At 67.9% G+C, this 25,824-nt stretch carries 23 protein-coding genes and 1 riboswitch; of the genes, 11 read left to right on the top strand and 12 right to left on the bottom strand.

Translation table 11 applies throughout. The annotated features are described in order from the left end of the window. Positions 1-3: 3 nt before the first annotated feature. From EZ313_RS07995 to EZ313_RS07970, 6 genes are all read left to right on the top strand, one after another. A complete protein-coding gene (locus EZ313_RS07995; protein ID WP_135262650.1) occupies positions 4-984 on the top strand; it encodes an ABC transporter permease in 981 nt (326 codons plus the stop codon). After that, the gene (locus EZ313_RS07990; protein WP_135262649.1) at positions 984-2,210 is read left to right on the top strand and encodes a M20 aminoacylase family protein; all 1,227 of its coding nucleotides are present in this window, start codon (positions 984-986) and stop codon (positions 2,208-2,210) included. The genes EZ313_RS07995 and EZ313_RS07990 overlap by 1 nt, the downstream gene beginning before the upstream one ends. A gap of 39 nt (positions 2,211-2,249) precedes the next feature. Then, complete coding sequence (locus EZ313_RS07985) at positions 2,250-3,836, top strand: ABC transporter substrate-binding protein (protein ID WP_135262648.1); 1,587 nt, start codon at positions 2,250-2,252, stop codon at positions 3,834-3,836. Between the two features lie 63 nt (positions 3,837-3,899). Continuing rightward, complete coding sequence (locus EZ313_RS07980) at positions 3,900-4,811, top strand: ABC transporter permease (RefSeq protein WP_135262647.1); 912 nt, start codon at positions 3,900-3,902, stop codon at positions 4,809-4,811. Between the two features lie 16 nt (positions 4,812-4,827). Then, entirely contained in the window at positions 4,828-5,820 is a 993-nt protein-coding gene (locus tag EZ313_RS07975) for an ABC transporter ATP-binding protein (RefSeq protein ID WP_135262646.1), read from the top strand. Between the two features lie 44 nt (positions 5,821-5,864). Next, positions 5,865-6,884, top strand: a complete 1,020-nt coding sequence (locus EZ313_RS07970) for an ABC transporter ATP-binding protein (protein WP_135263605.1) — start codon at positions 5,865-5,867, stop codon at positions 6,882-6,884. Between the two features lie 38 nt (positions 6,885-6,922). Here the strand turns inward: EZ313_RS07970 and zwf are convergent, their stop codons facing one another. Next, positions 6,923-8,377 carry a glucose-6-phosphate dehydrogenase gene (gene zwf / locus EZ313_RS07965; RefSeq protein WP_135262645.1) on the bottom strand — a complete coding sequence of 485 codons (1,455 nt, stop codon included), beginning with the start codon at positions 8,375-8,377 and terminating at the stop codon, positions 6,923-6,925. 88 nt (positions 8,378-8,465) lie between these two features. On the opposite strand from zwf, the gene tal reads away from it, so the two are divergent. Together tal and pgi are read left to right on the top strand one after the other, a co-directional pair. Beyond that, entirely contained in the window at positions 8,466-9,413 is a 948-nt protein-coding gene (tal, locus tag EZ313_RS07960) for a transaldolase (RefSeq protein WP_135262644.1), read from the top strand. 2 nt (positions 9,414-9,415) lie between these two features. Beyond that, entirely contained in the window at positions 9,416-10,975 is a 1,560-nt protein-coding gene (gene pgi / locus EZ313_RS07955; protein ID WP_135262643.1) for a glucose-6-phosphate isomerase, read from the top strand. A 234-nt stretch (positions 10,976-11,209) separates the two neighbouring features. Here the strand turns inward: pgi and groL are convergent, their stop codons facing one another. From groL to ribB, 3 genes are all read right to left on the bottom strand, one after another. Further along, positions 11,210-12,853 (bottom strand): chaperonin GroEL, encoded by a 1,644-nt coding sequence (gene groL, locus EZ313_RS07950; protein WP_135262642.1) that lies wholly within the window; start codon positions 12,851-12,853, stop codon positions 11,210-11,212. A 44-nt stretch (positions 12,854-12,897) separates the two neighbouring features. After that, positions 12,898-13,218, bottom strand: coding sequence for a co-chaperone GroES (locus tag EZ313_RS07945; RefSeq protein WP_135262641.1), 321 nt, complete (start codon positions 13,216-13,218; stop codon positions 12,898-12,900). Between the two features lie 223 nt (positions 13,219-13,441). Then, positions 13,442-14,119, bottom strand: a complete 678-nt coding sequence (gene ribB / locus EZ313_RS07940) for a 3,4-dihydroxy-2-butanone-4-phosphate synthase (protein WP_135262640.1) — start codon at positions 14,117-14,119, stop codon at positions 13,442-13,444. 102 nt (positions 14,120-14,221) lie between these two features. Beyond that, positions 14,222-14,378: riboswitch (FMN riboswitch) on the bottom strand. A gap of 49 nt (positions 14,379-14,427) precedes the next feature. On the opposite strand from ribB, the gene EZ313_RS07935 reads away from it, so the two are divergent. Beyond that, entirely contained in the window at positions 14,428-15,372 is a 945-nt protein-coding gene (locus EZ313_RS07935; protein ID WP_135262639.1) for a DMT family transporter, read from the top strand. Here the strand turns inward: EZ313_RS07935 and EZ313_RS07930 are convergent, their stop codons facing one another. Genes EZ313_RS07930 through EZ313_RS07915 form a run of 4 tightly spaced genes read right to left on the bottom strand, consistent with a single transcriptional unit; the run spans position 15,373 to position 19,645 of the window. Further along, on the bottom strand, positions 15,373-16,281 hold the full coding sequence (locus EZ313_RS07930; protein ID WP_135262638.1) for a 5'-nucleotidase: 909 nt from the start codon (positions 16,279-16,281) through the stop codon (positions 15,373-15,375). Positions 16,282-16,297: 16 nt separating this feature from the next. After that, positions 16,298-17,515 (bottom strand): type II secretion system inner membrane protein GspF, encoded by a 1,218-nt coding sequence (gspF, locus tag EZ313_RS07925; protein WP_135262637.1) that lies wholly within the window; start codon positions 17,513-17,515, stop codon positions 16,298-16,300. Between the two features lie 21 nt (positions 17,516-17,536). Further along, on the bottom strand, positions 17,537-19,150 hold the full coding sequence (locus tag EZ313_RS07920) for a benzoate-CoA ligase family protein (protein WP_135262636.1): 1,614 nt from the start codon (positions 19,148-19,150) through the stop codon (positions 17,537-17,539). Positions 19,151-19,165: 15 nt separating this feature from the next. Beyond that, on the bottom strand, positions 19,166-19,645 hold the full coding sequence (locus EZ313_RS07915) for a MarR family winged helix-turn-helix transcriptional regulator (RefSeq protein ID WP_135262635.1): 480 nt from the start codon (positions 19,643-19,645) through the stop codon (positions 19,166-19,168). Positions 19,646-19,789: 144 nt separating this feature from the next. Between EZ313_RS07915 and EZ313_RS07910 the strand changes: the two genes are divergently transcribed. Further along, positions 19,790-21,058 (top strand): class I SAM-dependent methyltransferase, encoded by a 1,269-nt coding sequence (locus tag EZ313_RS07910; RefSeq protein WP_135262634.1) that lies wholly within the window; start codon positions 19,790-19,792, stop codon positions 21,056-21,058. A gap of 7 nt (positions 21,059-21,065) precedes the next feature. Then, positions 21,066-21,389 carry a DUF1840 domain-containing protein gene (locus EZ313_RS07905; RefSeq protein ID WP_135262633.1) on the top strand — a complete coding sequence of 108 codons (324 nt, stop codon included), beginning with the start codon at positions 21,066-21,068 and terminating at the stop codon, positions 21,387-21,389. A gap of 9 nt (positions 21,390-21,398) precedes the next feature. Here the strand turns inward: EZ313_RS07905 and EZ313_RS07900 are convergent, their stop codons facing one another. From EZ313_RS07900 to EZ313_RS07885, 4 genes are all read right to left on the bottom strand, one after another. Next, positions 21,399-22,403 (bottom strand): Bug family tripartite tricarboxylate transporter substrate binding protein, encoded by a 1,005-nt coding sequence (locus EZ313_RS07900; protein ID WP_135262632.1) that lies wholly within the window; start codon positions 22,401-22,403, stop codon positions 21,399-21,401. 103 nt (positions 22,404-22,506) lie between these two features. Next, complete coding sequence (locus tag EZ313_RS07895; RefSeq protein ID WP_135262631.1) at positions 22,507-23,490, bottom strand: tripartite tricarboxylate transporter substrate-binding protein; 984 nt, start codon at positions 23,488-23,490, stop codon at positions 22,507-22,509. 169 nt (positions 23,491-23,659) lie between these two features. Continuing rightward, complete coding sequence (locus tag EZ313_RS07890) at positions 23,660-24,907, bottom strand: phenylacetate--CoA ligase family protein (RefSeq protein ID WP_135262630.1); 1,248 nt, start codon at positions 24,905-24,907, stop codon at positions 23,660-23,662. A gap of 18 nt (positions 24,908-24,925) precedes the next feature. Beyond that, positions 24,926-25,735 (bottom strand): ABC transporter ATP-binding protein, encoded by an 810-nt coding sequence (locus EZ313_RS07885; protein WP_135262629.1) that lies wholly within the window; start codon positions 25,733-25,735, stop codon positions 24,926-24,928. Positions 25,736-25,824: the final 89 nt, after the last annotated feature.

The raw sequence follows: 25,824 nt of genomic DNA, 5'->3' as shown, positions 1-25,824 counted from the left end.
CCAATGTTTGCCTTCATCCTCCGTCGCCTCATGCAGGCCGTGGTGGTCATGGTCGCCGTGGCCTTCATCGCCTTCCTGCTGTTCCAGTACGTGGGCGACCCCGTCGTCTTCCTGCTCGGACAGGACGCCACGCCGGAGCAGATCCGCGAGCTGCGCTCCGCGCTCGGACTGGACAAACCCTTCTTCGTCCAGTTCTGGCACTTCCTGCTCAATGCGGTCCAAGGCGAGTTCGGCCTGAGCCTGCGCCAGGGCGCCAAGGTCTCGCGGCTGATTGCCGAGCGCTTCCCCGCGACGCTGGAGCTCGCATTGATCGCCGCGTTCCTCGCGCTGCTGATCGGCATCCCGATGGGCGTGTATTCGGCGCTGCGCCGCGGCACGGTCCTCAGCCAGGTGTTCATGACGATCTCGCTGCTGGGCGTCTCGCTGCCCACGTTCCTGATCGGCATCCTGCTGATCCTGGTCTTCGCCGTCACGCTGGGCTGGTTCCCGAGCTTCGGCCGCGGCCCGACGATGCAGGTCGGCTGGTGGTCCTCGGGCCTGCTCACGCCCAAGGGCTGGCACCACATCGTGCTGCCGGCGGTGACGCTGGCGATCTTCCAGCTGACGCTGATCATGCGGCTGGTGCGCGCCGAGATGCTCGAGGTGCTGCGCACCGACTACATCAAGTTCGCGCGTGCCCGCGGGCTTTCCAACCGTGCCATCCATTTCGGCCATGCGCTGAAAAACACGCTGGTTCCGGTGATGACCATCACCGGCCTGCAGCTCGGCGGCCTGATCGCGTTCGCCATCATCACGGAGACCGTCTTCCAGTGGCCCGGCATGGGGCTGCTGTTCATCCAGGCCGTGACGTTCGCGGACATCCCGGTGATGGCCGCCTACCTGTGCCTCATCGCGCTGATCTTCGTGGTGATCAACCTGGTGGTGGACCTGCTGTACTTCGCCGTCGATCCGCGCCTGCGCATCGGCGGCGCCAAGGGGCACTGATGCTCACCTCCATTCCGTCCGCGCGGCTGAAGGCCAACGGCCGCGCCTTCGCGCACATCACGCAGTACCACCCGGAGCTCACCGCGTTCCGCCGCGACCTGCACGCGCATCCCGAGATCGGTTTCGAGGAGGTCTACACCTCCGGCCGGGTGCAGGAGGCGCTGCGCCTTTGCGGCGTCGACGAGATCCACGCCGGACTGGGCAAGACGGGCGTGGTCGGCGTCATCAAGGGCCGCAGCACCGGCAGCGCCCGCATGGTCGGCCTGCGCGCGGACATGGACGGGCTCACGATGTCCGAGAGCAATGAGTTCGCCTGGAAGTCCACCCGCCACGGAATGATGCACGGCTGCGGCCACGACGGGCACACGGCCATGCTGGTGGGCGCCGCGCGCTACCTCGCGGAGACGCGCAACTTCGACGGCACCGCCGTCGTCATCTTCCAGCCGGGCGAAGAGGGCTTTGCGGGCGCCAAAGCCATGATCGAGGACGGGCTGTTCGACCGGTTCCCGGTGGAGGCGGTCTACGGCATGCACAACTGGCCGGGGCTGCGCCCGGGAACCATCGGCCTCAGCCCGGGCCCGATGATGGCGGCCGCCGACAAAGTCACCATCGAAATCACCGGCAAGGGCGGCCACGGCGCGCACGCGTACCTCGCCGTCGATCCCGTCCTGGTCGCGGCCCACATCATCACGGCCGTGCAGAGCATCGTCTCGCGCAACGTGCGGCCGGTGGATGGCGCGGTGATCAGCCTGTGCGCCATGCAGGCCGGGGACGTGCACGCGATGAGCGTCATTCCGGGCAAGGCCACCCTGGTCGGCACCGTCCGCACCTTTACTCCGGATGTGCAGGACCTGGTCGAGCGCCGCCTGACCGAGCTGGCCAGCGCCGTCGCGCTGGGCTTCGGCGCCACGGCGTCGGTCCACTACGAGCGCGTCTATCCCGCCACCACCAACACCACGCGCGAGGCGCTGTTCGCGGCCGACGTGGCCGAGGCGCTGGTGGGCGCCGACCACGTGGTGCGCGACCTCGAGCCGAGCATGGGCGCCGAGGACTTCTCCTTCATGCTGCAGGTCAAGCCCGGCGCGTACATGCGCATCGGCCAGGGCGGCGAAGGCAGCTGCATGCTGCACAACAGCCGCTACGACTTCAACGACGAGATCCTGCCGCTCGGCTCGGCGCTGCACGCCAGCCTGATCGAGCAGTCCCTGCCCCTCATGGCGGGCTGACCGCCTTTCCGTCCACAGTCTTTCGCAAAGGAGCGAACCATGAAGATGAAGACCACGCTGCAGTACGCCGCCCTGCTGTGCGCCTTCGCGGGCGCCACGTCCGCGCAGACGGTGCGCGTCGCCAACCAGGGTGACGCGCTCTCGATGGACCCGCACTCGCTCAACGAGTCGCTGCAGCTCTCGGTCACCAGCAACGTCTACGAGCCGCTGGTGGGCCGCAACAAGGACCTGTCGCTGGCGCCGTCGCTGGCCACCTCCTGGAAGCAGACCTCCCCGACGGTCTGGCGCTTCGAACTGCGCAAGGGCGTGCAGTTCCATGACGGCTCGCCGTTCACTGCCGACGACGTGCTCTTCTCGATGGCCCGCACGCAGGTGGAGGGCTCGGACATGAAGAGCTACACCAACGACGTCAAGCAGGTGCGCAAGGTCGACGACCACACCGTCGAGATCGAGACCAACGCGCCGTTCCCGATCCTGCCCGACGTGCTCACGCAAGTCTTCATCATGAGCAAGCGCTGGTGCGAGACCAACCAGGCCACGCGCCCGGTGGACCGCCGCAAGGGCATCGAGAACGCTGCTTCATTCCGCGCCAACGGCACCGGCCCGTACCGCCTGCGCGAGCGCCAGCCGAACGTGCGCACCACGTTCGTCCGCAACGGCAACTACTGGGGCAAGATCGAAGGCAACGTGCAGGAGGTGGTCTTCACCCCGATCGGCAACGATGCCACCCGCGTGGCCGCGCTGCTGTCGGGCGAAGTGGACGTGATGGAGCCGGTGCCGGTGCAGGACATCGACCGCATCAGCAACTCGCCGAACGCGCAGGCCATGGTCGCGCCCGAGCTGCGCACCATCTTCCTGGGCATGGACCAGAAGCGCGACGAACTGCTCTACTCCAGCGTGAAGGGCAAGAACCCGTTCAAGGACAAGCGCGTTCGCCAGGCCTTCTACCAGGCCATCGACATCGAAGGCATCAAGCGCACCGTGATGCGCAACGTGTCGCTGCCCACCGGCCTGATGATCGGCCCGGGCATCAACGGCTTCACGCAGGAGCAGAACAAGCGCCTGCCGTACGACCCGGATGGCGCGAAGAAGCTGCTGGCCGACGCGGGCTACCCGAACGGCTTCGAGGTGACGATGAACTGCCCGAACGACCGATACGTCAACGACGCGCGGATCTGCCAGACGGTGGCGGCCAACCTCTCTCGCATCGGCGTCAAGATCAACCTGGCCGCCGAGACCAAGGGCACGTACTTCCCGAAGATCCTGCGGCGCGACACCAGCTTCTACCTGCTGGGCTGGACGCCCAGCACCTATGACGCGCACAACGCGATGAATTCGGTGATGTCATGCCCGGACGACAAGGGCGCCGGCCAGTTCAACCTGGGCAGCTACTGCAACCCGGAGTTCGACAAGCTCACCCGCGCGGTGCAGTCCGAGACGGACAAGGCCAAGCGCATGGCGATGATCAAGCAGGCCTTCGACATCCACGCCAACGACATCGGGCACCTGCCGCTGCACCAGCAATCGCTGGCCTGGGGCGTGAGCAAGAAGGTCAAGGTGGTCCAGCGCGGCGACAACTACCTGGACTTCAAGTGGATCAACGTCAACAACACCAACGGCCGCTAAGCCACTGACGAGGCGCAACGCCGCGAAGCCCTTCGCTTCGCGGCGTTCGACATCCAGGATTCCATGAGACAGACGCTCGCCCGGTGGTTCGACAGCGATGTCGGCTACAGCTTCCGCAAGTCGCCGGTGGCCATTGCCGCAGCCACCATCGCCCTCATCTGCGTGTTGTGCGCCGCTTTCGCGGAATGGGTCGCGCCGCACAACCCGTTCGACCTCACCACCCTGGTGCTGTCCGACGCGCGCCTGCCACCCGCCTGGGAGACGGAGGGCAGCAGCAAGTACCTGCTGGGCACCGACGACCAGGGCCGCGACATCCTCTCGGTGCTCATGTACGGCGCGCGCATCTCGCTGGTCGTCGGACTCGTGTCGGTGGTGCTGTCGATGGTGATCGGCGTGGCGCTCGGGCTGCTGGCGGGATTCAAGGGTGGATGGATCGACGGTTTCCTGATGCGCCTGTGCGACGTCATGCTCAGCTTCCCGGCGATCCTGGTGGCGCTGCTCATCGCCGGCGTCGGCCGCGCGATGTTCCCCAACGCGCACGACACGGTGGCGTTCGGCGTGCTGATCGTGTCCATCACGCTCACCGGCTGGGTGCAGTACGCGCGCACAGTGCGCGGCTCCACGCTGGTGGAGCGCAACAAGGAATACGTGCAGGCCGCCCGCGTCACCGGCGTGGCGCCGCTTCGCATCATGGCGCGCCATGTGCTGCCGAACGTGATGGGCCCGGTGCTGGTGCTGGCCACCATCCACGTCGCGACGGCCATCATTACCGAAGCCACGCTGTCCTTCCTGGGCGTCGGCGTGCCGCCGACCTCGCCATCGCTCGGCACGCTGATCCGCGTGGGCAACGATTACCTGTTCTCAGGCGAGTGGTGGATCACCATCTTCCCCGGCCTGATGCTCATCCTGATCGCCTTGTCGGTGAACCTGCTGGGCGACTGGCTGCGCGACGCGCTCAACCCGCGCCTGCAGTGACGGACGAAGAACAAAGATGAGCCTTCTCGAAGTCAAGAACCTGGTCGTCGAGTTCCCCGGCCGCCGCGGGACGCTGCGCGCGCTGGACGACATCTCCTTCTCCATCGCGCCGGGCGAGATCCTGGGCGTGGTGGGCGAATCGGGCGCGGGCAAGAGCCTGACCGGCGCGTCCATCATCGGCCTGCTCGAGCCGCCCGGGCGCGTCGCTTCGGGCCAGATCCTGCTGGAAGGCCAGCGCATCGACAACCTGTCGCAGGACCAGATGCGCCACGTGCGCGGCCGCAGGATCGGCGCGATCTTCCAGGACCCGCTGACGTCGCTCAATCCGCTCTACACGATCGGCCGGCAACTCACCGAGACCATCCAGACGCACCTGCCCGTGGACGCGGCCGAGGCGCGCAAGCGCGCCATCCGGCTGCTGGAAGACACCGGCATCCCGGCGGCCGCCGAGCGCATCGACCACTTCCCGCACCAGTTCTCCGGCGGCATGCGCCAGCGGGTGGTGATCGCGCTGGCGCTCGCAGCGGAACCGAAGCTGATCGTGGCGGACGAGCCCACCACAGCGCTGGACGTCTCGATCCAGGCGCAGATCATCCAACTGCTCAAGCGCATCTGCAAAGACCGCGGCGCGGCCGTCATGCTGATCACGCACGACATGGGCGTGATCGCCGAGACCTGCGACCGCGTGGCCGTGATGTACGCCGGACGCATCGCGGAGATCGGCCCGGTGCACGAAGTCATCAACACGCCCGCACATCCCTACACGATGGGCCTGATGGCGTCCATCCCGGACATGGAGGTCGAGCGCGAACGGCTAAACCAGATCGACGGCGCGATGCCGCGGCTGAACGCCATCCCGCCCGGCTGCCCCTACAACCCGCGCTGCCCGCGCGCGTTCGAGCGCTGCACGCGCGAGCGCCCGGAGCTGCTGGCCGCCGGCGCCACCCGCGCCGCCTGCTGGCTGCACGACGCGCACCAGTCCACCGCACTGGCAGGAGCCACGGCATGAGCGCGATCGCCACCGACATTCCCGTGCCTGCGCGGCCGATCGCCATGTCCGGGACCGCCACCGCCGCGGGAACGGCGCCCTTGGTCCAGGCGCGCGATCTCGCCAAGACTTTCGACGTCTCGGCGCCCTGGCTCAACCGCGTCATCGAACGCAAGCCGCGCCAGCTGCTGCACGCGGTCGACGGCGTGAGCTTCGACATCGAGAAGGGCCAGACGCTCGCGCTGGTGGGCGAATCCGGTTGCGGCAAGAGCACCGTAGCGCGGCTGCTCGTGGGCCTGTACGAGCCCACGCGCGGGGACCTCGTCTTCGACGGCATCGAGGCGCACAAGGTCTTCAAGACCGGCGAGGCCCGCAAGCTGCGGCGCCGGATCCAGATGATCTTCCAGGACCCGTACGCCAGCCTCAATCCGCGCTGGAGGGTGGAAGACATCGTCGCCGAGCCGCTCAAGGAGCACGGAATCGTCAGCGATGCCGCGCAGCTGAAGGACCGGGTCGGCCAGCTGCTCAAGAGCGTCGGCCTGTCGCCGCTGGACATGGTGAAGTACCCGCACCAGTTCTCGGGCGGCCAGCGCCAGCGCATCTCGATCGCTCGCGCGCTGGCCACCGAGCCGGAGTTCCTGGTGTGTGATGAGCCCACCAGCGCGCTGGACGTGTCGGTGCAGGCCCAGGTGCTCAACATCATGAAGGACCTGCAGCGCAAGCAGGGCCTGACGTACCTGTTCATCTCGCACAACCTTGCGGTCGTGCGCCACGTCTCCGACCAGGTCGGCGTCATGTACCTCGGCCGGCTGGTCGAACTGGCCGGCAAGCACCAGCTGTTCGGCAATCCGCGCCATCCGTACACGCGCATGCTGCTGGACGCGATCCCGAAGATGCACGACACGGGCCGCGCACGCACACCGGTGCAGGGCGAGGTGCCCAATCCGCTGAATCCGCCCACGGGTTGCGCCTTCAATCCGCGCTGCCCGCATGCCAACGAGCGCTGCCGCGTCGAGCGGCCCGCGCTGCTGACGATCGGCGGCATCAGGGTGGCGTGCCATGCGGTGGAGGAAGGGCGCATCTAGCCCTTCCGCGTTCACGGCGCGTCAAGGCGCTGCCGGAGCTACTGCTCTTCGCTCCAGCAGAACCCGTCGCGCGCGATCATGGCGCTGGCGGCGCTCGGCCCCCAGCTGCCCGCCGCATAAGCGCGCAGCCCGTTCTCGTTGCCGCGCCACGAGTCCAGCAGCGGCTCCACCCAGCGCCAGGCCGCTTCCTGCTCGTCGCTGCGCACGAAGAGGTTGAGCCGGCCGTCGATCACGTCCAGCAGCAGGCGCTCGTAGGCGCCCACGCGTTCGGAGCCGAAGCGCTTGTCGAAATCCAGGTCCAGGTGCACGGGCACGAGCGAGTGCGCATGGCGCCGGTTCTCCTGCCCTTGCGCGAGCAGGTGCAGCTCCAGGCCGTCGCGCGGCTGCAGGTCGATCACGAGCCGGTTCGCCGCGCCCAGCGGCGTGTTGTAGATGGCATGCGGCGCGGGCCGGAAGTTCACCACGATGTGCGCATCGCGCGCCGCCAAACGCTTTCCCGTGCGGATGTAGAAAGGCACGCCAGCCCAGCGCCAGTTGGCGACCTCGGTGCGCAGCGCAACGAAGGTCTCGGTCGTGCTCTCGGGCGAGACGCCGGCCTCCTGCCGATAGCCGGGAACCGCCTCGCCGCCGACGGTGCCGGGGCCGTATTGCCCGCGGATCGCGTGCTGCGCCATCAGCTCCGGCGTCCACGGCCGCAGCGAGCGCAGCACCTTGAGCTTCTCGTCGCGGATGGCGTCCGCGTCCGCGCTGATGGGCGGCTCCATGGCCAGCGCGCAGACCAGTTGCAGCGCGTGGTTCTGCACCATGTCGCGCAGCGCGCCGGTGCTGTCGTAGAACGCGCCGCGCTTCTCGACGCCCAGGTCCTCGGCGATCGTCACCTGGATGTTGGCGATGGTCTCGCGGCGCCACAGCGGCTCGAACAGCGAGTTGCCGAAGCGCAGCGCGAACAGGTTCTGCACCGCAGGCTTGCCCAGGTAGTGGTCGATGCGAAAGATCTGCTGCTCGCTGAAGGCCCTGCGCACCGTCTCGTTGATCTCGCGGTTGCTGGCGACGTCGTGGCCCAGCGGTTTCTCCAGCACGATCCGCGTCGACGGTGTGGTGAGCCCCGCCACCTTGAGTTGTTCGCAGGCCTGGGTGAACAGCGAGGGCGCGGTGGCCAGGTACATCACCACCTGGTCGGCGTTGCGCTGGGCCAGCCGGTCCTTCAGCCGCGCATAGTCCTCGGGCCGGGACAGGTCCATGCGCTGGAACTGAAGCAGCTCGGCGAAGCGGGAGAACTCCTCCGGGCTGGGGCGCTTGGCCAGGTCGACCTGCTCGAAGCGCTGCTGGATCAGCTGCCGGTACTGCTCGTGGCTGAGGTCGTCGCGGCCCACGCCGATGATCCGGCCTTCGCGTGGAAGCGTGCCGTGCCGGAAGGCCTGGAACAGGGCGGGCAGCAGCTTTCGCCAGGCAAGGTCGCCGGTGCCGCCGAAGAGGACGAGGTCAAAGCTCATGTAGCGCCATCAGGGGAGTGGCCGACTACTGTAATGGGTGTTCCGGCACGGCAGGCGGCGGCTGCGGCAGCGCCCATAATCTTCCGCCATGAATCAACTTGACGCACTCAAGCAATACACGACCGTGGTCGCCGACACCGGCGACTTCCGCCAGCTCGCGCAGTTCAAGCCGCAGGACGCGACCACCAATCCGTCGCTCATCCTCAAGGCCGTGCAGAAGGCCGACTACGCGCATGTACTCGAAGAAACCGTGGCCCAGCACCGCAAGGAGCCGCTGGACGAAATCATGGACCGGCTGCTGGTGCGCTTCGGGCGCGAGATCCTGTCCATCATCCCGGGGCGCGTCTCGACCGAGGTCGACGCACGCCTGAGCTTCGATGCGGAAGCCAGCTTCAGGCGCGCCGAACGCATCATCGCGATGTACCGCGCCGAAGGCGTGCCGGTCGAACGCGTGCTGATCAAGGTCGCCTCGACATGGGAAGGCATCCAGGCCGCCGCGCGGCTGGAGCAGCGCGGCATCCGCACCAACCTGACGCTGCTGTTCTCGTTCTGCCAGGCGGTCGCCTGCGGGCAGGCCAAGGTGCAGCTGATCTCGCCCTTCGTCGGCCGCATCTACGACTGGTACAAGAAGACCGCCGGCTCGTCCTGGGACGAGGCCGCGAACGCGGGCCCCAACGATCCCGGCGTCAAGTCGGTGCGCCAGATCTACCTGCACTACAAGCACTTCGGCATCAAGACCGAGGTGATGGGCGCGAGCTTCCGCAACACCGGGCAGATCCTCGCGCTGGCGGGCTGCGACCTGCTGACGATCAGCCCGGAACTGCTGGCGCAGCTGGCGTCGTCGGATGCGCCGGTTCCGCGTGCGCTCGATCCCCAGCAGGCGAAGCGCCAGGAGCTGCCGTCGGTGAGCTATGACGAAGCCGGCTTCCGCTACGCGCTCAACGAGGACGCGATGGCCACCGAGAAGCTGGCCGAGGGCATCCGCGCATTCGCCGCCGACGCGATCAAGCTCGAAAAGCTGATGAAGGAGGCCTGAGCATGGCCGCCTCTGACTTCCCCCGGTGCGACGAGACCGGGGCCTGGAAAGCGCTGCGGCAGCACTTCGACGGCGCCGGCCGCGGCTTCGATGTCCGCCGGGCGCTCAGGTCCGATGCGGCTCGCGTCCAGGCCTGCAGCGTGCAGGCGCCCCATGTCTTCGCAGACCTGTCGAAGAACCTGGTCGACCCTCACGCCGACCGGCTGCTGCTGCAACTCGCGCAGGAGTGCGGTGTCCTCGCCCAGCGCGATGCGATGTTCGCGGGCGAGACGATCAACAACACCGAATCGCGCCAAGTCATGCACTTCCTGCTGCGCGCGCCAAAGCAGGGCCGCGCCGGTGCGAAGCTGTCGGCGGAACTCGCGCAGGTGCACGAGACGCTCGACCGCATGCTGGCGTTTGCCGAGGAAGTGCGCGCCGACAGCCGCATCACCGACGTGGTGAACATCGGCATCGGCGGCTCCGACCTCGGGCCGCAGATGGCGACGATCGCGCTCGAGGCCTTCGTCACGCCGGGCAAGCGCTTCCACTTCGTTTCCAACATCGATGCGCACGAGCTCGCCGCGGTGCTCAAGCAGGTGAAGCCCGAGGGCACGCTGTTCCTCATCGCATCGAAGACGTTCAGCACGCTGGAGACGATGACCAATGCGCGATCGGCGCGGGAGTGGTTCACCCGGCAGGGCGGCACCGACGTTGCACGTCATTTCGCGGCGCTGACCACCAACGTGAAGGCCGCGGCCGAGTTCGGCATCGCGCGCACCTTCGGCTTCTGGGACTGGGTGGGCGGCCGCTATTCGATGTGGTCGGCCATCGGGCTTCCGATCGCCATCGCGGTCGGCGCAGGGCGCTTCCGCGAACTGCTGGCCGGCGCGCACGAGATGGACCGCCACTTCCGCGAAGCACCGCCCGAGCGCAACCTGCCGCTTCGCCTGGCGCTGCTGGACGTCTGGTACCGCGATTTCCACGGCTTCAACAGCCGCAGCGTCGCGCCGTATCACTCGTCCTTGCGACGACTGCCGGCGTACCTGCAGCAGCTGGAGATGGAGAGCAACGGCAAGCGTGTGGACCGGCAGGGCAGGCCGCTGCCGTTCGCGACCTCACCGGTGGTCTGGGGTGAACCCGGCACCAATGGCCAGCATGCGTACTTCCAGATGCTGCACCAGGGCACCGACGTCGTGCCCGTCGAGTTCGTCGCCGTGAAGACGCCCGCGCACGACCTGGCCGAGCACCATCCGCAACTGCTCGCCAATGTGTTGGCGCAGGCGGCGGCGCTGATGCAGGGCAAGGAGGATTCGGGGGGGCACAAGCACTTCCCGGGCAACCGCCCGAGCACGATGCTGCTGCTGGAGCGGCTCGACCCGCAGAGCCTGGGCGCGCTGATCGCGCTGTACGAGCATCGCGTGTTCTGCGCCGGCGCGCTGTGGGGCATCAACAGCTTCGACCAGTGGGGCGTGGAGCTGGGGAAGGTGCTGGCGAAGGACATCGCGCCGCGGCTGCAGAGCGGCGATACGCAGGGGCTGGATGCGTCGACGGCGGCCCTGATCGAGCGGCTGCGCGGCTGACGAGCACCCTCACCCAAACCCTCTCCCGCAAGCGGGAGAGGGAGCTCCTTGTCCCCTCACGACCGCAGGTCGAACCGTTCGCGCGCAATAGCATGCAGCGCGAACATCCTTTGGACGAGGATCCGGCTTCGCCGGTCCTCGTCCAACCGATCAACCAAAGAAGAAGGCCGGGCAGAGCCCGGCCTTCTTCTTTGACCACCTGGAAATCGCGCAGCGATTTCCAGGTGAAGGACCTTACATGTCCATGCCGCCCATGCCGCCCATGCCACCCATGCCGCCGCCGGCGGCCGGAGCCTCGTCCTTCGGGGCTTCCGCAACCATGGCTTCCGTCGTCAGCATCAGCGACGCCACGGACGCGGCGTTCTGCAGCGCCGTGCGGGTCACCTTGGTGGGGTCCAGGATGCCCATCTCGATCATGTCGCCGTACGTGTCGTTGGCGGCGTTGAACCCGAAGTTGCCCTTGCCTTCCAGCACGCGGTTGACCACAACGCTCGGCTCACCGCCGGCATTGCCGACGATCTCGCGCAGGGGCGCTTCCACGGCCTTGAGCACCAGCTTGATGCCGGCGTCCTGGTCGGGGTTGTCCCCCTTGATCTGGCCGGCCGCCTGGCGGGCGCGCAGCAGGGCCACGCCGCCGCCGGCCACGATGCCTTCTTCCACGGCAGCGCGGGTGGCGTGCAGCGCGTCTTCCACGCGGGCCTTCTTCTCCTTCATCTCGACCTCGGTGGCGGCGCCGACCTTGATCACCGCAACGCCGCCGGCCAGCTTGGCCACGCGTTCCTGCAGCTTCTCGCGGTCGTAGTCGCTGGTGGCTTCCTCGATCTGGACGCGGATCTGCTTGACGCGCGCCTCGATGTCGGCGGCCGCACCGGCGCCGTCGATGAGGGTGGTGTTTTCCTTGCCCACTTCGATGCGCTTGGCCTGGCCCAGGTCGGCCAGCGTCACCTTCTCGAGCGACATGCCGGTCTCTTCGGAGATGACCTTGCCGCCCGTCAGGATGGCGATGTCTTCCAGCATGGCCTTGCGGCGGTCACCGAAGCCGGGCGCCTTGACGGCCACGACCTTCAGGATGCCGCGGATGGTGTTGACCACCAGGGTGGCCAGCGCTTCGCCTTCGACTTCCTCGGCGACGATCAGCAGCGGGCGCGAGGCCTTGGCCACCTGCTCCAGCGTGGGCAGCAGGTCGCGGATGTTGCTGATCTTCTTGTCGTACAGCAGCACGAACGGGTTCTCGAGGATCGCCGCCTGCTTCTCGGGGTTGTTGATGAAGTAGGGCGACAGGTAGCCGCGGTCGAACTGCATGCCTTCGACGACATCCAGCTCGTTGTCGAGGGACTTGCCGTCCTCGACCGTGATCACGCCTTCCTTGCCGACCTTGTCCATCGCGTCGGCGATGATCTTGCCGATCGACTCGTCGCTGTTGGCGGAGATGGAGCCGACCTGGGCGATCTCCTTGGAGGTCGTGGTGGGCTTGGACGCCTTCTTCAGCTGGTCGGTCAGCTGGATCACGGCCTTGTCGATGCCGCGCTTGAGGTCCATCGGGTTCATGCCCGCGGCCACGTACTTCATGCCTTCGCGGATGATGGCCTGGGCCAGCACGGTGGCGGTGGTGGTGCCGTCACCGGCGTTGTCGCTGGTCTTGGAAGCGACTTCCTTGACCATCTGGGCGCCCATGTTCTGGAGCTTGTCCTTGAGCTCGATCTCCTTGGCCACGGACACGCCGTCCTTGGTCACGGTGGGGGCGCCGAAGGAGCGCTCCAGCACCACGTTGCGGCCCTTGGGGCCCAGGGTGACCTTGACCGCGTTGGCCAGGATGTTCACGCCTTCGACCATGCGGGCGCGGGCGTCGCCGCCGAAAATGACGTCTTTAGCTGCCATGTGTGTTTACCTCAAAGGGAAATGGGTTGCGATGGAACGGGCGCTCAGGCGGCCTTCTTCAGGGCGGCCTGGCCATTGCCTTCGATGACGGCGAAGAGGTCGTCTTCCTTCATCACCAGGAGCTCTTCGCCATCGACCTTGACGGTCTGGCCGCTGTACTTGCCGAACAGCACGCGGTCGCCGACCTTCACGTTCGGGGCGATCAGGTCGCCCTTGTCGTTCTTGCGGCCCGGGCCGACGGCCAGGATCTCGCCCTGGTCCGGCTTCTCGGCGGCGGTGTCCGGGATCACGATGCCCGACGCGGTGCGGGTCTCGTTCTCGAGGCGCTTGACGATCACGCGGTCGTGCAGAGGACGAAGTTTCATTGCATCTCCTTGATGAATGCGGTTTGACACATCAAAAAGCGCCAACAAAGTTAGCGCTCATTAACTTTAGCGGAGCTGAGCAGCTCATCTGTTAGCACTCAGTTCCTGCGAGTGCTAATCATAGGGCATCCGGTGTCGGTTTCAAGCCCCCGACCCTGTCGGACAAACCGCGCACGGCCCGATCGGAGCGTCCTTGCGGGGCGCGAGGCCGCCCCGGTGGGCACTAGACCGGACGCGCAGGCCCGGATCGGCCTAGCCTGCGGCGGAAGTCGGTGATCGCTTCGACCGTCGTGCAAAGAAGGCCATGCTGCTGCGCATACTGCGCGACTTGGGCGCCGCGCGCCATCGTGCCGTCAGGATTCATCAGCTCGCACAGCACGCCGGCCGGGTACAGGCCCGCGAGCGCGGGCAGGTCCACCGCGGCCTCCGTGTGGCCCTGCCGGTCCAGTACGCCGCCCGCCTTGGCCACCAGCGGGAAGACGTGGCCAGGCGAGACGATCTCGCTTCGCTCCAGCGTCGAGCGCAGCGCGCACTGGATGGTCTGCACGCGATCGGCCGCCGATACGCCGGTGCTGACGCCGTGGGCCGCCTCGATGGACTGCGTGAAGGCGGTCGCGAAGCGCGAGCGGTTCACTTCGACCATCGGCCGCAGCTTCAGCGCGCCGGCCTTGTCCGGCAGCATGCACAGGCACACGATACCGCTGCCGTCGCGGATCAGCCGCGCCATCACGGCGGGCGTGACCAGTTCGGCGGCGCAGATCAGGTCGGCCTCGTTCTCGCGGGCTGCGTCGTCCAGCACCAGCACGGGCCGGCCGGCGCGGATCGCGTCCAGAATCGCCGGCAGCGGGGCCAGCTCGATCTCCTGCGTGGAGGCGGTGGGGGAAGGGATATCGATCGTCATGAAACGCTCCTGTCGGTTGAGAACAAAAACGCTTCAAGGCTCAAGACGCCGCCGCGGTCCCTGACGGGACGAACGGCAGCACATCGCAGGCGCAACGCGACCGCGAATCTTCTTTCATCCGGACTCTGACCGTCGGCCCCAGCATCTGACTGGGTCTGCTGACCCCGGCGCCACCGTGAAGCGGCGCCGGGCGCTCGCGGGCTCGCGGCTTGCGCCGCCTACCGCCGGTGGGGACTTCCACCCCGCCCTGAAGACCCGACCAATGTAGCAAGGCGCGGCCTCTATAGTTGGCGCCATGGAGACAAGCAATGCCGGTTGATGGAGGAACCGGCTTCGGGCAGCGCCACCCGTGGATTCGCCGGGCGGTGCTGGCTCGGCGGCGCGCGGAGCGGCTGCCGCCCGCGGTTCGCGGACTGTTGTGGTCGATCGCCGCGGGTTTCCTGTTCGTCGTGCTGAACACGCTCATGCGGGGCCTGTCGCTGAACCTCGCTCCCTTCGAGACGCAGTTCCTGCGCTACCTGGCCGGCATCGGCGTCATGCTGCCCTTCATCGCGCGCGGCGGGCTGGCGGCCTTCCGGCCGAAGAATGTCGCCGGCCAGTTCACCCGCGGCGCAGTGCACACGGCGGGCCTGTGCCTGTGGTTCACGGCGGTGCCGCACATCACGCTGGCCGACACGACCGCCATCGGCTTCACCACGCCGATCTTCATCATGATCGGCGCGGTGCTGGTGTTCCGCGAACCGATGCGCTGGGAGCGCTGGGCGGCGGCGGCCATGGGCTTCGCGGGCGTGCTCATCGTCGTCGGGCCGCAGCTCACCGGCAGCGGCGGCCAGTTCGCGCTGGTGATGCTGGCTTCGTCACCGGTGTTCGCGGCGTCGTTCCTGATCACCAAGGGCCTCACGCGGTACGAGCGGCCGGAGGTGATCGTCGTCTGGCAGGCGATCACCGTGACGCTGCTGAGCTTTCCGCTCGCGCTGCTGGACTGGCGCTGGCCCGACGCGCTGCAGTGGGCGATGTTCGTCGGCTGCGGCGTGCTGGGCAGCGCGGGCCACTACTGCCTGACGAAGTCGTTCAGCGTCGCGGACATCTCCGCCACGCAGTCGGTGAAGTTCCTCGACCTGGTCTGGGCCGCGATGCTGGGCTGGCTGGCTTTCAGCGACCTGCCCAGCCGCTGGACGTTGGCGGGCGGCGTTGTGATCTGCGCATCGACGGTCTGGATCGCCCGGCGGGAGGCGCGCGGCCGCGCGCCCTGATCAGGCCGCCTTCTTCACGTTCTTGATGCCGGCCGCCACGTGCCCGGCGGGCACGTGCTGCGCGGCCTGGTCGACGTAACGCGTCTGGTCGTCGAAGAAGAAGTCCGGTTCGAACTCGCGCAGGAACTCGCCCTTGGGCAGGCCGCCCAGGAACATGGCCTCGTCCACGTGGATCTTCCAGTGCATCAGCGTGCGGATCGCGCGCTCGTGGGCCGGTGCGCTGCGCGCGGTGACCAGCGCCGTGCGGATCTTCATCGCGGGCGTGCCGCTGGCCTGCAGCCGGTGCAGCGCTTCCAGCAGCGGCTTGAACGGCCCTTCCGGCAGCGGCTGCAGCGCCTTGTGGGTCTCATGCAGCTGGAAGGCATCGAGGCCGCCCTGCTGGAAGACCTGCTCGGCTTCATCGGAGAAGAGCACGGCGTCGCCGTCGAAGGCGATCCGCACTTCGTTCGGATAGTTTTCACCCGCCAGAGCCGATTCGGTGAGCACCCGCGCCGCCGGGTAACCCGCGGCCAGCGCTTCGCGCACGTCCTCCGCATTCACCGACAGGAACAGGTTGGCCCGCAGCGGATGCAGGTACCGGAAAGGAGAGCGCCCCTGCGTGAACACGCCGCGCTCGAGCTTGATGCCGCTCGCGTTGCCGGAGCGGAAGATGCGCATGCCGGACACCGGGTCGTTGCGCGACAGGATCACCACTTCCACGCGCTGCGTCGTGGTGTCGTTGAAGGCCAGCAGCTTCTTGATCAGCGAGAAGGCGATGCCCGGCCGGGCGGGCTGGTCCATGCGCTGCAGCTGCAGCGCCATGTAGGCCTGCGGATCGCCGCTCTCGAAGATGCGGTTCTCCTCCTCGAAGTTGAACAGCGCGCGCGACGAAATGGCAACGACCAGCTTGTCGTCCGGGAACACGCTCAAGGCATCCTCCTCGCGATCACCGCACCCATTGGTTGAGCTCGATGATCGGCAGCAGCACGGCCAGCACGATCAGCATCACCACCAGCCCCATCGTCACGATCAGCAGCGGCTCCAGCACGGTGGCCAGTTGCATCGCGCGCCGCTGCACTTCGCTGCCCAGCTGGTTGGCCGCGCGCTGCAGCATGACGGGCAACTGGCCCGTCTGCTCGCCGAGCCGCGCGAACATCGACAGCAGGCCCGGGAAGCGCTTCTTCTGCGCCAGCGCCGACGCGAGCGGCGCGCCTTCGCGCACCAGCACGAGGGCATCGAGCGCATCGGCCCGCATCGCTCGATTGTTCAGCGTCTCCGCGGCGGCCTGCAGCGCGCGAAGGATGGGAACGCCCGCCGCGGTGAGCATCGCGAGCGTGTTGCCGAACTGCGCGCTGTTGTAGCCGCGTGCCAAGCGGCCCAGCACGGGCAACTGCAGCCAGGCCGCATCGAACTTCTCGCGGAAGGCCTCGCGTCGCAGCATGCCGCGCAGGACGAGCGCCATGCCGACCAGCACGCCCGCGATCATCCAGCCCCATTCCCGCACGAGCGCGCTGGCGCCGAGCATCACGGTGGTGAGGAACGGCAGGGCGCGCTTCGTCCCGGCGAACACGTTGGCCACCTGCGGCACGACGTACGTCACAAGGAAGACGACGATCGCGAGCGCGACGATGGTGACGATGGCGGGATACAGCGCGGCACCGGTCAGCTTGGCCTTCAGCGCCTGCCGGTTCTCCAGGTCGTCGGCCAAGCGCTCGAGCACCATGCCGAGGTACCCGCTCTGCTCGCCCGCGGCGACTACGGCGATGTAGATGTCCGAGAACTCGCGGGGAAAGTGCGAAAGCGCCGACGCGAAGGTGGCGCCCGCATTGACCTCGGCACGCAAAGCGGCCACCAGGTTCCGCTCGGCCTCCACAGGGGCTTCCTCGGCCAAGGCCGTGAGCGCGCGCTCCAGCTGCAGTCCGGACGCCACGAGCCCCGCCAGCTGGCGCGTCCACACCGTGAGCTGCGTCGGGCTGAAGACGCGCCGGCCCCAGCGGCGGCCGGCCACGCCGCCCGTGCCGCCGGCCTCCACCGGGCCGACCTGCAGCGGCACCAGTGCCTGAGCGCGCAACTGGCTGCGTGCGGCCTTGGCGGTGTCCGCCTCCAGGACTCCGCGCCGGGTCTGCCCCTCGGCGTCGAGGGCCTCGAATGCATACGCTGGCATGGAGGGAGTTTAAGCGCGGGTCTACCCCGGGCTCCTGAGCCTGAACCGCTGCAGCTTGCCCGTCTCGGTGCGCGGCAGGCTCGCGACGAACTCGATCTCGCGCGGGTACTTGTAGGGGGCGATGGTGTTCTTCACGTGCTCCTGCAGCGTGCGCACCATCGCCTCGCCGGGCTCGTGCCCGGGCTTGAGCACGCAGAACGCCTTGACGATCATGCCGCGCTCCTCGTCGGGCTTGCCGACCACGCCGCATTCGGCGACGGCCGGATGGCGCAGCAGCGCATCCTCCACTTCGGGTCCGCCGACGTTGTAGCCGGCGGTGATGATCATGTCGTCGGCGCGGGCCTGGTAGAAGAAGTAGCCGTCGGCGTCCTGCATGAAGGCGTCGCCCGGATAGTTCCAGCCGTCCTTCACGTACTTGGACTGGCGCGGGTCGTCCAGGTAGCGGCACCCCGTCGGGCCGATCACCGCCAGCTTGCCGACCGTGCCGCGCGGCACCTCGCGTCCTTCGTCGTCCACCACCTTGGCCTGGTAGCCGGGCACCACCTTGCCGATGGCTCCCGGACGTACTTCGCCGCCTGCCGAGGAGATGAAGATGTGGAACATCTCGGTGGCGCCGATGCCGTCGCACATCTCGATGCCGCTGGCCTGCTTCCAGAGCTGTCGCGTGGCGTCCGGCAGGCCCTCGCCGGCGCTGACGCAGATGCGCAGCTTGCCGACGCCGCGCTCGCGCGCGAACGGCGCCATCTGCCGGTAGAAGGTGGGCGCGGTGTAGCAGATCGTCGCACTCACTTCGACGATGGTTCGCACCATCGTCTCGGGCGTGTACGGCGCTTCCGGGAAGTAGACCGAGGCGCCGGCCCACATCGGGAAGACCAGCAGCCCGCCGAGCCCGAAGGTGAAGGCCAGTGGCGGCGAGCCCACGACGATGTCGTCCGGCGTGGCCTTCAGCACGTGGCGCGGCCAGGCTTCGCAGGCGGCCAGCACGTCGCGATGGGTGTGCACCGCCGCCTTGGGCTTGCCCGTGGTGCCGGAGGTGAACGCCATCAGCGCGATGTCGTCGGCGGCCGTCGGGCAGGCCCGGAAGTCGCCGTCCTTCTGCGCCGAGCGTACGGCGAGCGAGCCGGGCTCGTTGGGCGCGTTGAAGGGCACGACGGTGCGCAGCACGGGCCGGCCCTCGCGCGCCTTCTCCAGCTCCTCCAGCAGCTTGCTGTCGCACAGCGCCACCGTGGGCTGCGCGGTGTCGATGATGTCGCCCAGTTCGCGGGCGCGCAGCAGCGGCATCGTGGCCACCGCGACGAGACCGGCCTTGACGACGCCCAGCCACGCGAGCGCGAGTCCGATGGAGTTGCCGCCGCGCAGCAGCACGCGGTTGCCGGGCACGAGGCCGAGGTCCTCGACCAGCACGCGCGCGATGCGGTCGACGCGATCGCGCACGTCCTGGTAGGTGAGCGTGATGCGCGAGGAGCGCAGCAGCGGCCGGTCGCCGAAGCCTTTTGCCGCCGCCTTGTCGAGGAGTTCCTCAACGAGATTGACCTGCTCGGGCAGGCGCAGCTCCGGCAGGTCATAGCGCAGTTGCGGCCACTGCTCGCGCGGCGGCAGCCTGTCGTGGACGAAGCGGTCGGTCTGGGCGGACATTGCGGGCTCCTCTTTTCAAGCCGCTTGCTTCTGCGTGCGGGGCTGGGCGTGGTCCTTGACCTTGCCGAGCAGCCGGTGCAGCGTGGCGACATCCTTGTCCGAGAGTGCGGAAAAAGCCTCCACGATCCACTCTTCGTGTTGCTGCGCCATGTCGTGGAACAGCTTGCGTCCGCGCGGCGTGAGCCGCACGCGGTACGCGCGGCGGTCGCCTTCGACGTCGACCCGGTCGACCAGGCCTTCCTGCACCAGCTGGTCAGTGATGCCGGTGACGTTGCCGCCGGTGACCATCATGCGGCGCGACAGCTCGTTCATCTTCAGGCCGTCGGGAGCGCGTTCGAGCTGCGCCATCAGGTCGAAGCGCGGCAGGGTGGTGTCGAAGCGCTCGCGCAACCGGCTTCGCAGCTGCTTTTCAACGAGCTGCGTGCAGGTCAGGAGACGCAGCCAGAGGCGCAACGCTTCCGGGTGCTCGCTGTGCGCCCGCGCTTCCATGTCCATGGGAAAAGGCCTCGAGTTAAGACCTAAATAGTTTAAACCTCAACTAATTGCTGTCAACTTATCACCGCCGCGGGCGCAGAAAGCGAATTCGTCCTACAGATGAGGCAATTGACGCTGTAGGCGCCGGCTGGCAAGAATTTGCCGATGGAACTACTCGAGCGAAAGATTTCGGCCCAGCTGGAACCCCTTCCGGTGCCGGTCGCCGTCACCCTGCCGGGCGGCCGGCGGCTCGGCACGGCCAACGCGGCGGTGACGCTCGGGTTCCGCGACTGGTCCGGGCTGGCGGTGATGGCCGCCGGCCAGATCGGCAAGATGGCCGAAGAGATCGTGGAAGGTCGCATCGAGGTGCACGGCCGCATGCGCGACCTCATGGCCGCGGCGGCGAGCCTGTTGCCCGGCAGCCCGGTGGGCAGCGACACCGGCTGGTGGACGAACATGGTCCGGCACGCCAAGTCGCTCGCCGCGCATTCCTCGCCGCAGAAGGACGCGCAACAGATCCAGTTCCACTACGACGTCTCGGACGATTTCTACGCGCTCTGGCTCGATCCTCGCCGGGTGTATTCGTGCGCCTACTACCGCGACACCGGCATGTCGCTCGCGCAAGCGCAGGAAGCCAAGCTGGACCACATCTGCCGCAAGCTGTTGCTGCGCTCCGGCGAGCGTTTCCTGGACATCGGCGCCGGCTGGGGCGGGCTGTTGATGTGGGCCGCCGAACACTACGGCGTGGATGCCACCGGCATCACGCTGTCGAAGAACCAGCACGCGCACGTCAACCGGCTGATCGAGGAGAAGGGCCTCAAGGGGCGCGTGCGCATGGAATTGCGCGACTACCGCGAACTGACCGACGAGCGCGGCTTCGACAAGATCGCATCGGTCGGCATGTTCGAGCACGTCGGACGCGTCAATATGCCGGTGTACTTCAGCCAGATCGGTCGCCTGCTGCGGCCCGGCGGCCTGGTGATGAACCACGGCATCACGTCGGGCGGCGTGTACACCAACCAGCTGGGCGCCGGCATGGGCGACTTCATCGACAAGTACATCTTCCCGGGCGGCGAACTGCTGCACGTCAGCCATGTGCTGCGCGAGCTGTCGATTGCCGGGCTCGAGATGCTGGACACGGAGAACCTGCGCCCGCACTACGCGCGCACGCTGTGGGCCTGGTCGGACGCGCTGGAGCAGCGGCTGGACGAAGCGCAGCAAGTGCTCGAGGGCACCGGCAGCGCGCGCGACGCCGGCAAGGTGCTGCGCGCCTATCGCCTCTATCTCTCGGGCTGCGCGATGTGCTTCGAGCAGGGCTGGATCTCGTTGCACCAGGTGCTCGCGGCGCGACCGGACGGCCGGCCCGAGACCGGCACGCTCAAGGGGGCACAATCGACGTACCCGTTCAATCGCGAGTACATGTACCCGCGCTGAAGCATCGATGCTCTACAAATTCAAAAGCAAGGCAGCCGGCGACCTGATCATGCTCGAGCCCAACGGCCGCCGGGTGCTCGAGATCATCGGCAAGGACCCCGGCCCGAAGGGGATCATCGAACCCTCGCAGATGCCCGGCGCGGTCGCCGCGCTGGAAGCGGCGATCGCGCGCGAGGAGGCCGATCAGCAGGCCGCGATCGACGAGGCCAAGGCCAAGGGGCAGGTGCCGCCGAAATTCGACGCCGTGTCGCTGCGGCAGCGCGCGCTGCCGTTCATGGACATGCTGCGCCGGTGCGAGAAAGCCGGCAAAGAGATCGTCTGGGGCGTGTAGGCCCCTTCTTCAGTCGATCTTCGCGCCGCTGGCCTTCACGACCGGCTGCCACTTCTTCAGCTCGGCGTCGATGTGCGCCGCGAACTGCTGCGGCGTGCTCCCGCTCGGGATCGCTCCCTGCGCCGTCAGCTTTTCCTTCAACTCCGGCGTCGCCAGCGCCTTCGCGACTTCCTGCTGGATGCGGTTGGCGATGTCCGGCGGCAAGCCCGCGGGTCCGAGCAGCCCGAACCAGGAAGAGGCCTCGAAGCCTTTCAGGTTGCCCGCCTGCTCCACCGTCGGCACACCCGGCAGCGCCGCGGACGGCTGAGAGCTGGTGACCGCCAGCGCCTTCAGTTTGCCCGCCTTGATGTGCGGCATCGACGAAGGCAGGTTGTCGAACATCACGTCCATGTCGCCGCTCATCAGCGCCAGCAAGGCCGGACCGGAGCCCGTGTACGGGAAGTGGGTCATGAAGGTGCCGGTCATCACCTTGAACAGTTCGCCGGCAAGGTGGATCGAGGTTCCGTTGCCGCTGGACGCCATGTTCAGCTTGCCCGGATTGGCCTTGGCGTAGCGGATGAAGTCGGCCACGCTGTTGATGCCGTTGGTGCGCGCCTTCTCGACGGGAACGACCATCACGTTCGGCACGGCCGCCACCATGGTGATCGGCGTGAAGTCCTTCTGCGGGTCGAACGGCATCTTCGCGTACAGCCACTTGTTGATGCTCTGCGTGCCGACGGTGCCCATCAGCAGGGTGTAGCCGTCGGGGGCGGCCCTGGCCACCATGTCGGCGCCGATGTTGCCGCCGGCGCCCGCGCGGTTGTCGACGACGAACTGCTGCCCGAACGTCTTGCTCAGTTCCAGCGCCGTGGCGCGGGCCAGGAGGTCGGTGGTGCCGCCGGCCGCGAAAGGCACGACGATGCGCACCGGCTTGTTCGGCCAGCCGCCTTGCGCCCACACGGGCGCGGCGAGGCTGGAGGCGGCCGCGGCGGAAAGCGCCAGCACCGTGCGGCGGGACGGAAAGGAAGGCTTCATTCAGGTCTCCTGGTGTCGTTCTGGATCAAGGCGTGATGATGCAACGGGCGGACAAGCAAAAGGCCGCCCGCAGGCGGCCTTCCGTGCTGTCCGCGAAAGGGCATCAGTCCGCGTAGACGCCCGCGGCCTTGATGACCGGGCTCCACTTGGCGATCTCGGCGGCCACGAACTTCTTGTGCTCGGCGGGCTCGACGCGGCGGTCGGTCACGACCACGGCGCCGAGGCCTTCCTGCTTCTTGATGAAGTCCGGGTCCTTCAGGGCGACCTTCAGCGCGTCGTTGATCTTCTGAAGCACCGGCGCGGGCGTGCCCTTGGGCGCGTAGAGGCCGTGCCAGATAGTGACCTGGAAGTCCTTGAGGCCCGATTCCTGCAGCGTCGGCAGTTCCTTCAGCGCGGGCGGCGCCAGGCGCTTGGATGTGGTGACCGCATACGCCTTCACCTTCTTGCCTTCGATCTGGCCGGAGGTGTTGGTGGTCTGGTCGCACATCAGGTCGACCTGCCCGCCGATGACGTCGGTCATGGCCGGGCCGGTGCCCTTGTAGGGCACCGTCGTCATGTCGACGCCGATGGCGTTCTGGAACAGCAGCCCGCACAGGTGCGAGGCCGAACCCACGCCGGCGTTGGCCAGGTTGATCTTGCCCTTGTTCTGGCCGAGCCAGCCCGTCAGTTCGCGGTAGTTGTTCGGCGGCAGGGTCGGGCGGCCGATCAGCGTCATGGGCACGTCGTTGACCATGCCCAGGTACTCGAAGTCGGACTCGACCTTGAACGGGATGTTGCGCACGAGCGTGGGCATGGTGGCCATGCCGATGTGGTGCAGCAGCAGGGTGTGGCCGTCCGGCGAGGCCTTGGCGACCTTGTTCGCGCCGATCGAGCCGCCCGCGCCGGCGGAGTTGTCGACCACGACGGTCACGCCGCCCAGCGGCTTGCGCAGCGCCTCGGCCAGGTCGCGCGCGACGCGGTCGGTGGGGCCGCCGGCGGAGAACGGAACGACGATGGTGATGGGCTTGTCGCCGGGGAAGTTCTGCGCTCCCGCGGCGCCGGCGGCCAGCAGGGCCATCGGCAGCAGGGTCTTCAACAGGCTCTTCATGGATTTATCTCCTTGGTCTGGGAACCGGCCGATCATAGGCAGGGGCATGTGCGCGCTCAACGCGGGAAGTACTTAGGGGAACGGCTGAGCGTGTTCGTCGCTGTTCGGAACTGGATCCCCGCCTTCCCGGGGACGACCCGGCGGATCGGCCAGTGGCCGCCGCGCCGGGTCACTTGTAGCTTCTGGCGTCCTCGATGACCTTGCCGTCATTGGGCAGCGCGCCCGGCTCGAGCAGTTCCACGTCGCCGCGCAGCTTGGTCACGTCGCGGATCGCCTCGCCGATGCGCGCGTCCAGCCCGTGCGGCCTGGCGCTGGCTTCGACCCTGAGTGTCATGTGGTCGTTGGCCATCTCGCCGCTGACCACCAGGCGGGCCTTGAGCACTTCGGGGAACCGCCGCGCGATGTCCGCCACCTGCGCGGGATGCACGAACATGCCGCGGATCTTGGTGGTCTGGTCGGCCCGGCCCATCCAGCCCTTGATGCGGGTGTTGGTGCGGCCGCTCGGGCAGGGGCCCGGCAGCAGGGCCGACAGGTCTCCGGTACCGAAGCGCACGAGGGGATAGGCCGGATTCAAGGTGGTCACCACGATCTCGCCGACCTCGCCATCGGCGACCGGGTCGCCGGTGCCGGGCCGCACGATCTCGAGGATCAGGTCTTCGTCGAGCACGAGGCCCTCTCGGCTCGACGTCTCGTACGCGATCAGGCCGAGGTCGGCGGTGGCGTAGCTCTGGTAGACGTCAACGCCGCGCGACGCGAACCAGTCTCGCAAGCTGGGCGGCAGCGCCTCGCCGCCCGTCAGCGCCTTGCGCAGGCTGCTCACGTCGGCGCCCGCTTCCTGCGCCTTCTCCAGCAGGATGCGAAGAAAGCTCGGCGTGCCGGTGTAGGCGTTCGGCCGCAGTTCGGTGATCGCCTGCAGTTGTTGCTCCGTCTGCCCGACACCCGCGGGAAAGACCGTGCATCCGATCGCGTGCGCGCCCGCTTCGAAGATGAACGCGCCCGGCGTCATGTGGTAGCTGAACGCGTTGTGCACCAGGTCGCCGCGCCGGAAACCGGCCGCGAACATCGCGCGGGCGCTGCGCCAGTAGTCGCGCGTCGCGCCCTCGGGTTCGTAGATCGGCCCGGGCGACGCGAACACGTGCCGCATGTCCGGCCCACGCAGCAGCGTGGAGAAGCCGCCGAACGGATCGCTCGCGAGCGACGCGCGCTGCCGATCGAACAGTTCGTGCTTGCGCGTGACCGGCAGGCGCGCCAGCGCTTGCCGCGACGTGACGAGCGATGCGTCCACGCCGGCGAGCACCTGCGCCATGGCGGCCGACTTCTGCTGCGCATGCGCGACCAGGCGCGGCAGGGCCTGCATCAGCTCGGCCTCTCGCAGCTCGGGATCGCGTGCCTCGCGCTCGTCGAAGAACTCCCTCATCGCTTCCATCCTTTTGCCTCAGGCCAGCCAGCGCTTGCGGCGCTTGTAGCTCTTGACCTCGCGGAAGCTCTTGCGCTGGCCGCCGCCCATGCCGAGGTAGAACTCCTTGACGTCCTCGTTGCTGGCCAGCTCGTGCGCGGGCCCGTCCATCACGATGCGGCCGCTCTCCATGATGTAGCCGTAATCGGCGTAGCGCAGCGCCATGTTGGTGTTCTGCTCCGCGAGCAGGAAGGTGACCCGTTCCTTCACGTTGAGGTCCTTCACGATCTCGAAGACCTCCTCCACGATCTGCGGCGCGAGGCCCATCGACGGTTCGTCGAGCAGCACCACGCTGGGGTTGGCCATCAGCGCGCGGCCGATGGCGCACATCTGCTGCTCGCCGCCCGAGGTGTAGGCGGCCTGCGATCCGCGGCGCAGCTTCAGGCGCGGGAAGTAGCCATAGACCTTCTCCAGGCTGGCCTCGACCTCCGCCTTGCCCGCGCGCGTGTAGGCGCCGGTCAGCAGGTTCTCCTCGATCGTGAGGTGCGCGAAGCAGTGCCGTCCCTCCATCACCTGCACCACGCCGCGCCGCACCAGTTCCGCCGGCGAGAGGTTCTCGATGCGGTCGCCGCGCAGTTCGATCGAGCCCTTGGTGACCTCGCCCCGTTCCCCCTGGAGCAGGTTCGACACGGCCCGCAGCGTCGTCGTCTTGCCCGCCCCGTTGCCCCCCAGCAGCGCCACGATGCGGCCCTCGGGCACCTGCAGCGACACGCCCTTGAGCACCAGGATGACGTGGTTGTAGATGACCTCGATGCCGTTGACGTTGAGAACGATGTTCTTGGAGTCCATCAGGATCCTGTCTTGACCAATCGAAAGGGCGTGCCCTTTCGATTGGCGGCCCCTTCGGGCCGCTGCCCCTCCCGCTTGGCGGGAGGGGT

This window comes from Ramlibacter henchirensis (genome assembly GCF_004682015.1).
In the GTDB taxonomy this organism is placed as follows: Bacteria; Pseudomonadota; Gammaproteobacteria; order Burkholderiales; family Burkholderiaceae_C; genus Ramlibacter; species Ramlibacter henchirensis.
The sequence above is the reverse complement of the archived record's forward strand: the minus strand, read 5'-3'. Positions and strand labels throughout refer to the sequence as shown.

Excerpts from the sequence above, each read along its gene's own strand:
- gspF (WP_135262637.1), bottom strand. The coding sequence starts at position 17,515 with ATGCCAGCGTATGCATTCGAGGCCCTCGACGCCGAGGGGCAGACCCGG.
- EZ313_RS07935 (WP_135262639.1), top strand. The coding sequence starts at position 14,428 with ATGCCGGTTGATGGAGGAACCGGCTTCGGGCAGCGCCACCCGTGGATT.
- EZ313_RS07905 (WP_135262633.1), top strand. The coding sequence starts at position 21,066 with ATGCTCTACAAATTCAAAAGCAAGGCAGCCGGCGACCTGATCATGCTC.
- EZ313_RS07900 (WP_135262632.1), bottom strand. The coding sequence starts at position 22,403 with ATGAAGCCTTCCTTTCCGTCCCGCCGCACGGTGCTGGCGCTTTCCGCC.
- tal (WP_135262644.1), top strand. The coding sequence starts at position 8,466 with ATGAATCAACTTGACGCACTCAAGCAATACACGACCGTGGTCGCCGAC.
- EZ313_RS07995 (WP_135262650.1), top strand. The coding sequence starts at position 4 with ATGTTTGCCTTCATCCTCCGTCGCCTCATGCAGGCCGTGGTGGTCATG.
- EZ313_RS07985 (WP_135262648.1), top strand. The coding sequence starts at position 2,250 with ATGAAGATGAAGACCACGCTGCAGTACGCCGCCCTGCTGTGCGCCTTC.
- EZ313_RS07920 (WP_135262636.1), bottom strand. The coding sequence starts at position 19,150 with ATGTCCGCCCAGACCGACCGCTTCGTCCACGACAGGCTGCCGCCGCGC.
- pgi (WP_135262643.1), top strand. The coding sequence starts at position 9,416 with ATGGCCGCCTCTGACTTCCCCCGGTGCGACGAGACCGGGGCCTGGAAA.
- EZ313_RS07945 (WP_135262641.1), bottom strand. The coding sequence starts at position 13,218 with ATGAAACTTCGTCCTCTGCACGACCGCGTGATCGTCAAGCGCCTCGAG.
- EZ313_RS07915 (WP_135262635.1), bottom strand. The coding sequence starts at position 19,645 with ATGGACATGGAAGCGCGGGCGCACAGCGAGCACCCGGAAGCGTTGCGC.
- EZ313_RS07970 (WP_135263605.1), top strand. The coding sequence starts at position 5,865 with ATGTCCGGGACCGCCACCGCCGCGGGAACGGCGCCCTTGGTCCAGGCG.
- ribB (WP_135262640.1), bottom strand. The coding sequence starts at position 14,119 with ATGACGATCGATATCCCTTCCCCCACCGCCTCCACGCAGGAGATCGAG.
- EZ313_RS07885 (WP_135262629.1), bottom strand. The coding sequence starts at position 25,735 with ATGGACTCCAAGAACATCGTTCTCAACGTCAACGGCATCGAGGTCATC.
- EZ313_RS07890 (WP_135262630.1), bottom strand. The coding sequence starts at position 24,907 with ATGAGGGAGTTCTTCGACGAGCGCGAGGCACGCGATCCCGAGCTGCGA.
- EZ313_RS07975 (WP_135262646.1), top strand. The coding sequence starts at position 4,828 with ATGAGCCTTCTCGAAGTCAAGAACCTGGTCGTCGAGTTCCCCGGCCGC.
- EZ313_RS07910 (WP_135262634.1), top strand. The coding sequence starts at position 19,790 with ATGGAACTACTCGAGCGAAAGATTTCGGCCCAGCTGGAACCCCTTCCG.
- EZ313_RS07990 (WP_135262649.1), top strand. The coding sequence starts at position 984 with ATGCTCACCTCCATTCCGTCCGCGCGGCTGAAGGCCAACGGCCGCGCC.
- zwf (WP_135262645.1), bottom strand. The coding sequence starts at position 8,377 with ATGAGCTTTGACCTCGTCCTCTTCGGCGGCACCGGCGACCTTGCCTGG.
- EZ313_RS07980 (WP_135262647.1), top strand. The coding sequence starts at position 3,900 with ATGAGACAGACGCTCGCCCGGTGGTTCGACAGCGATGTCGGCTACAGC.
- groL (WP_135262642.1), bottom strand. The coding sequence starts at position 12,853 with ATGGCAGCTAAAGACGTCATTTTCGGCGGCGACGCCCGCGCCCGCATG.
- EZ313_RS07895 (WP_135262631.1), bottom strand. The coding sequence starts at position 23,490 with ATGAAGAGCCTGTTGAAGACCCTGCTGCCGATGGCCCTGCTGGCCGCC.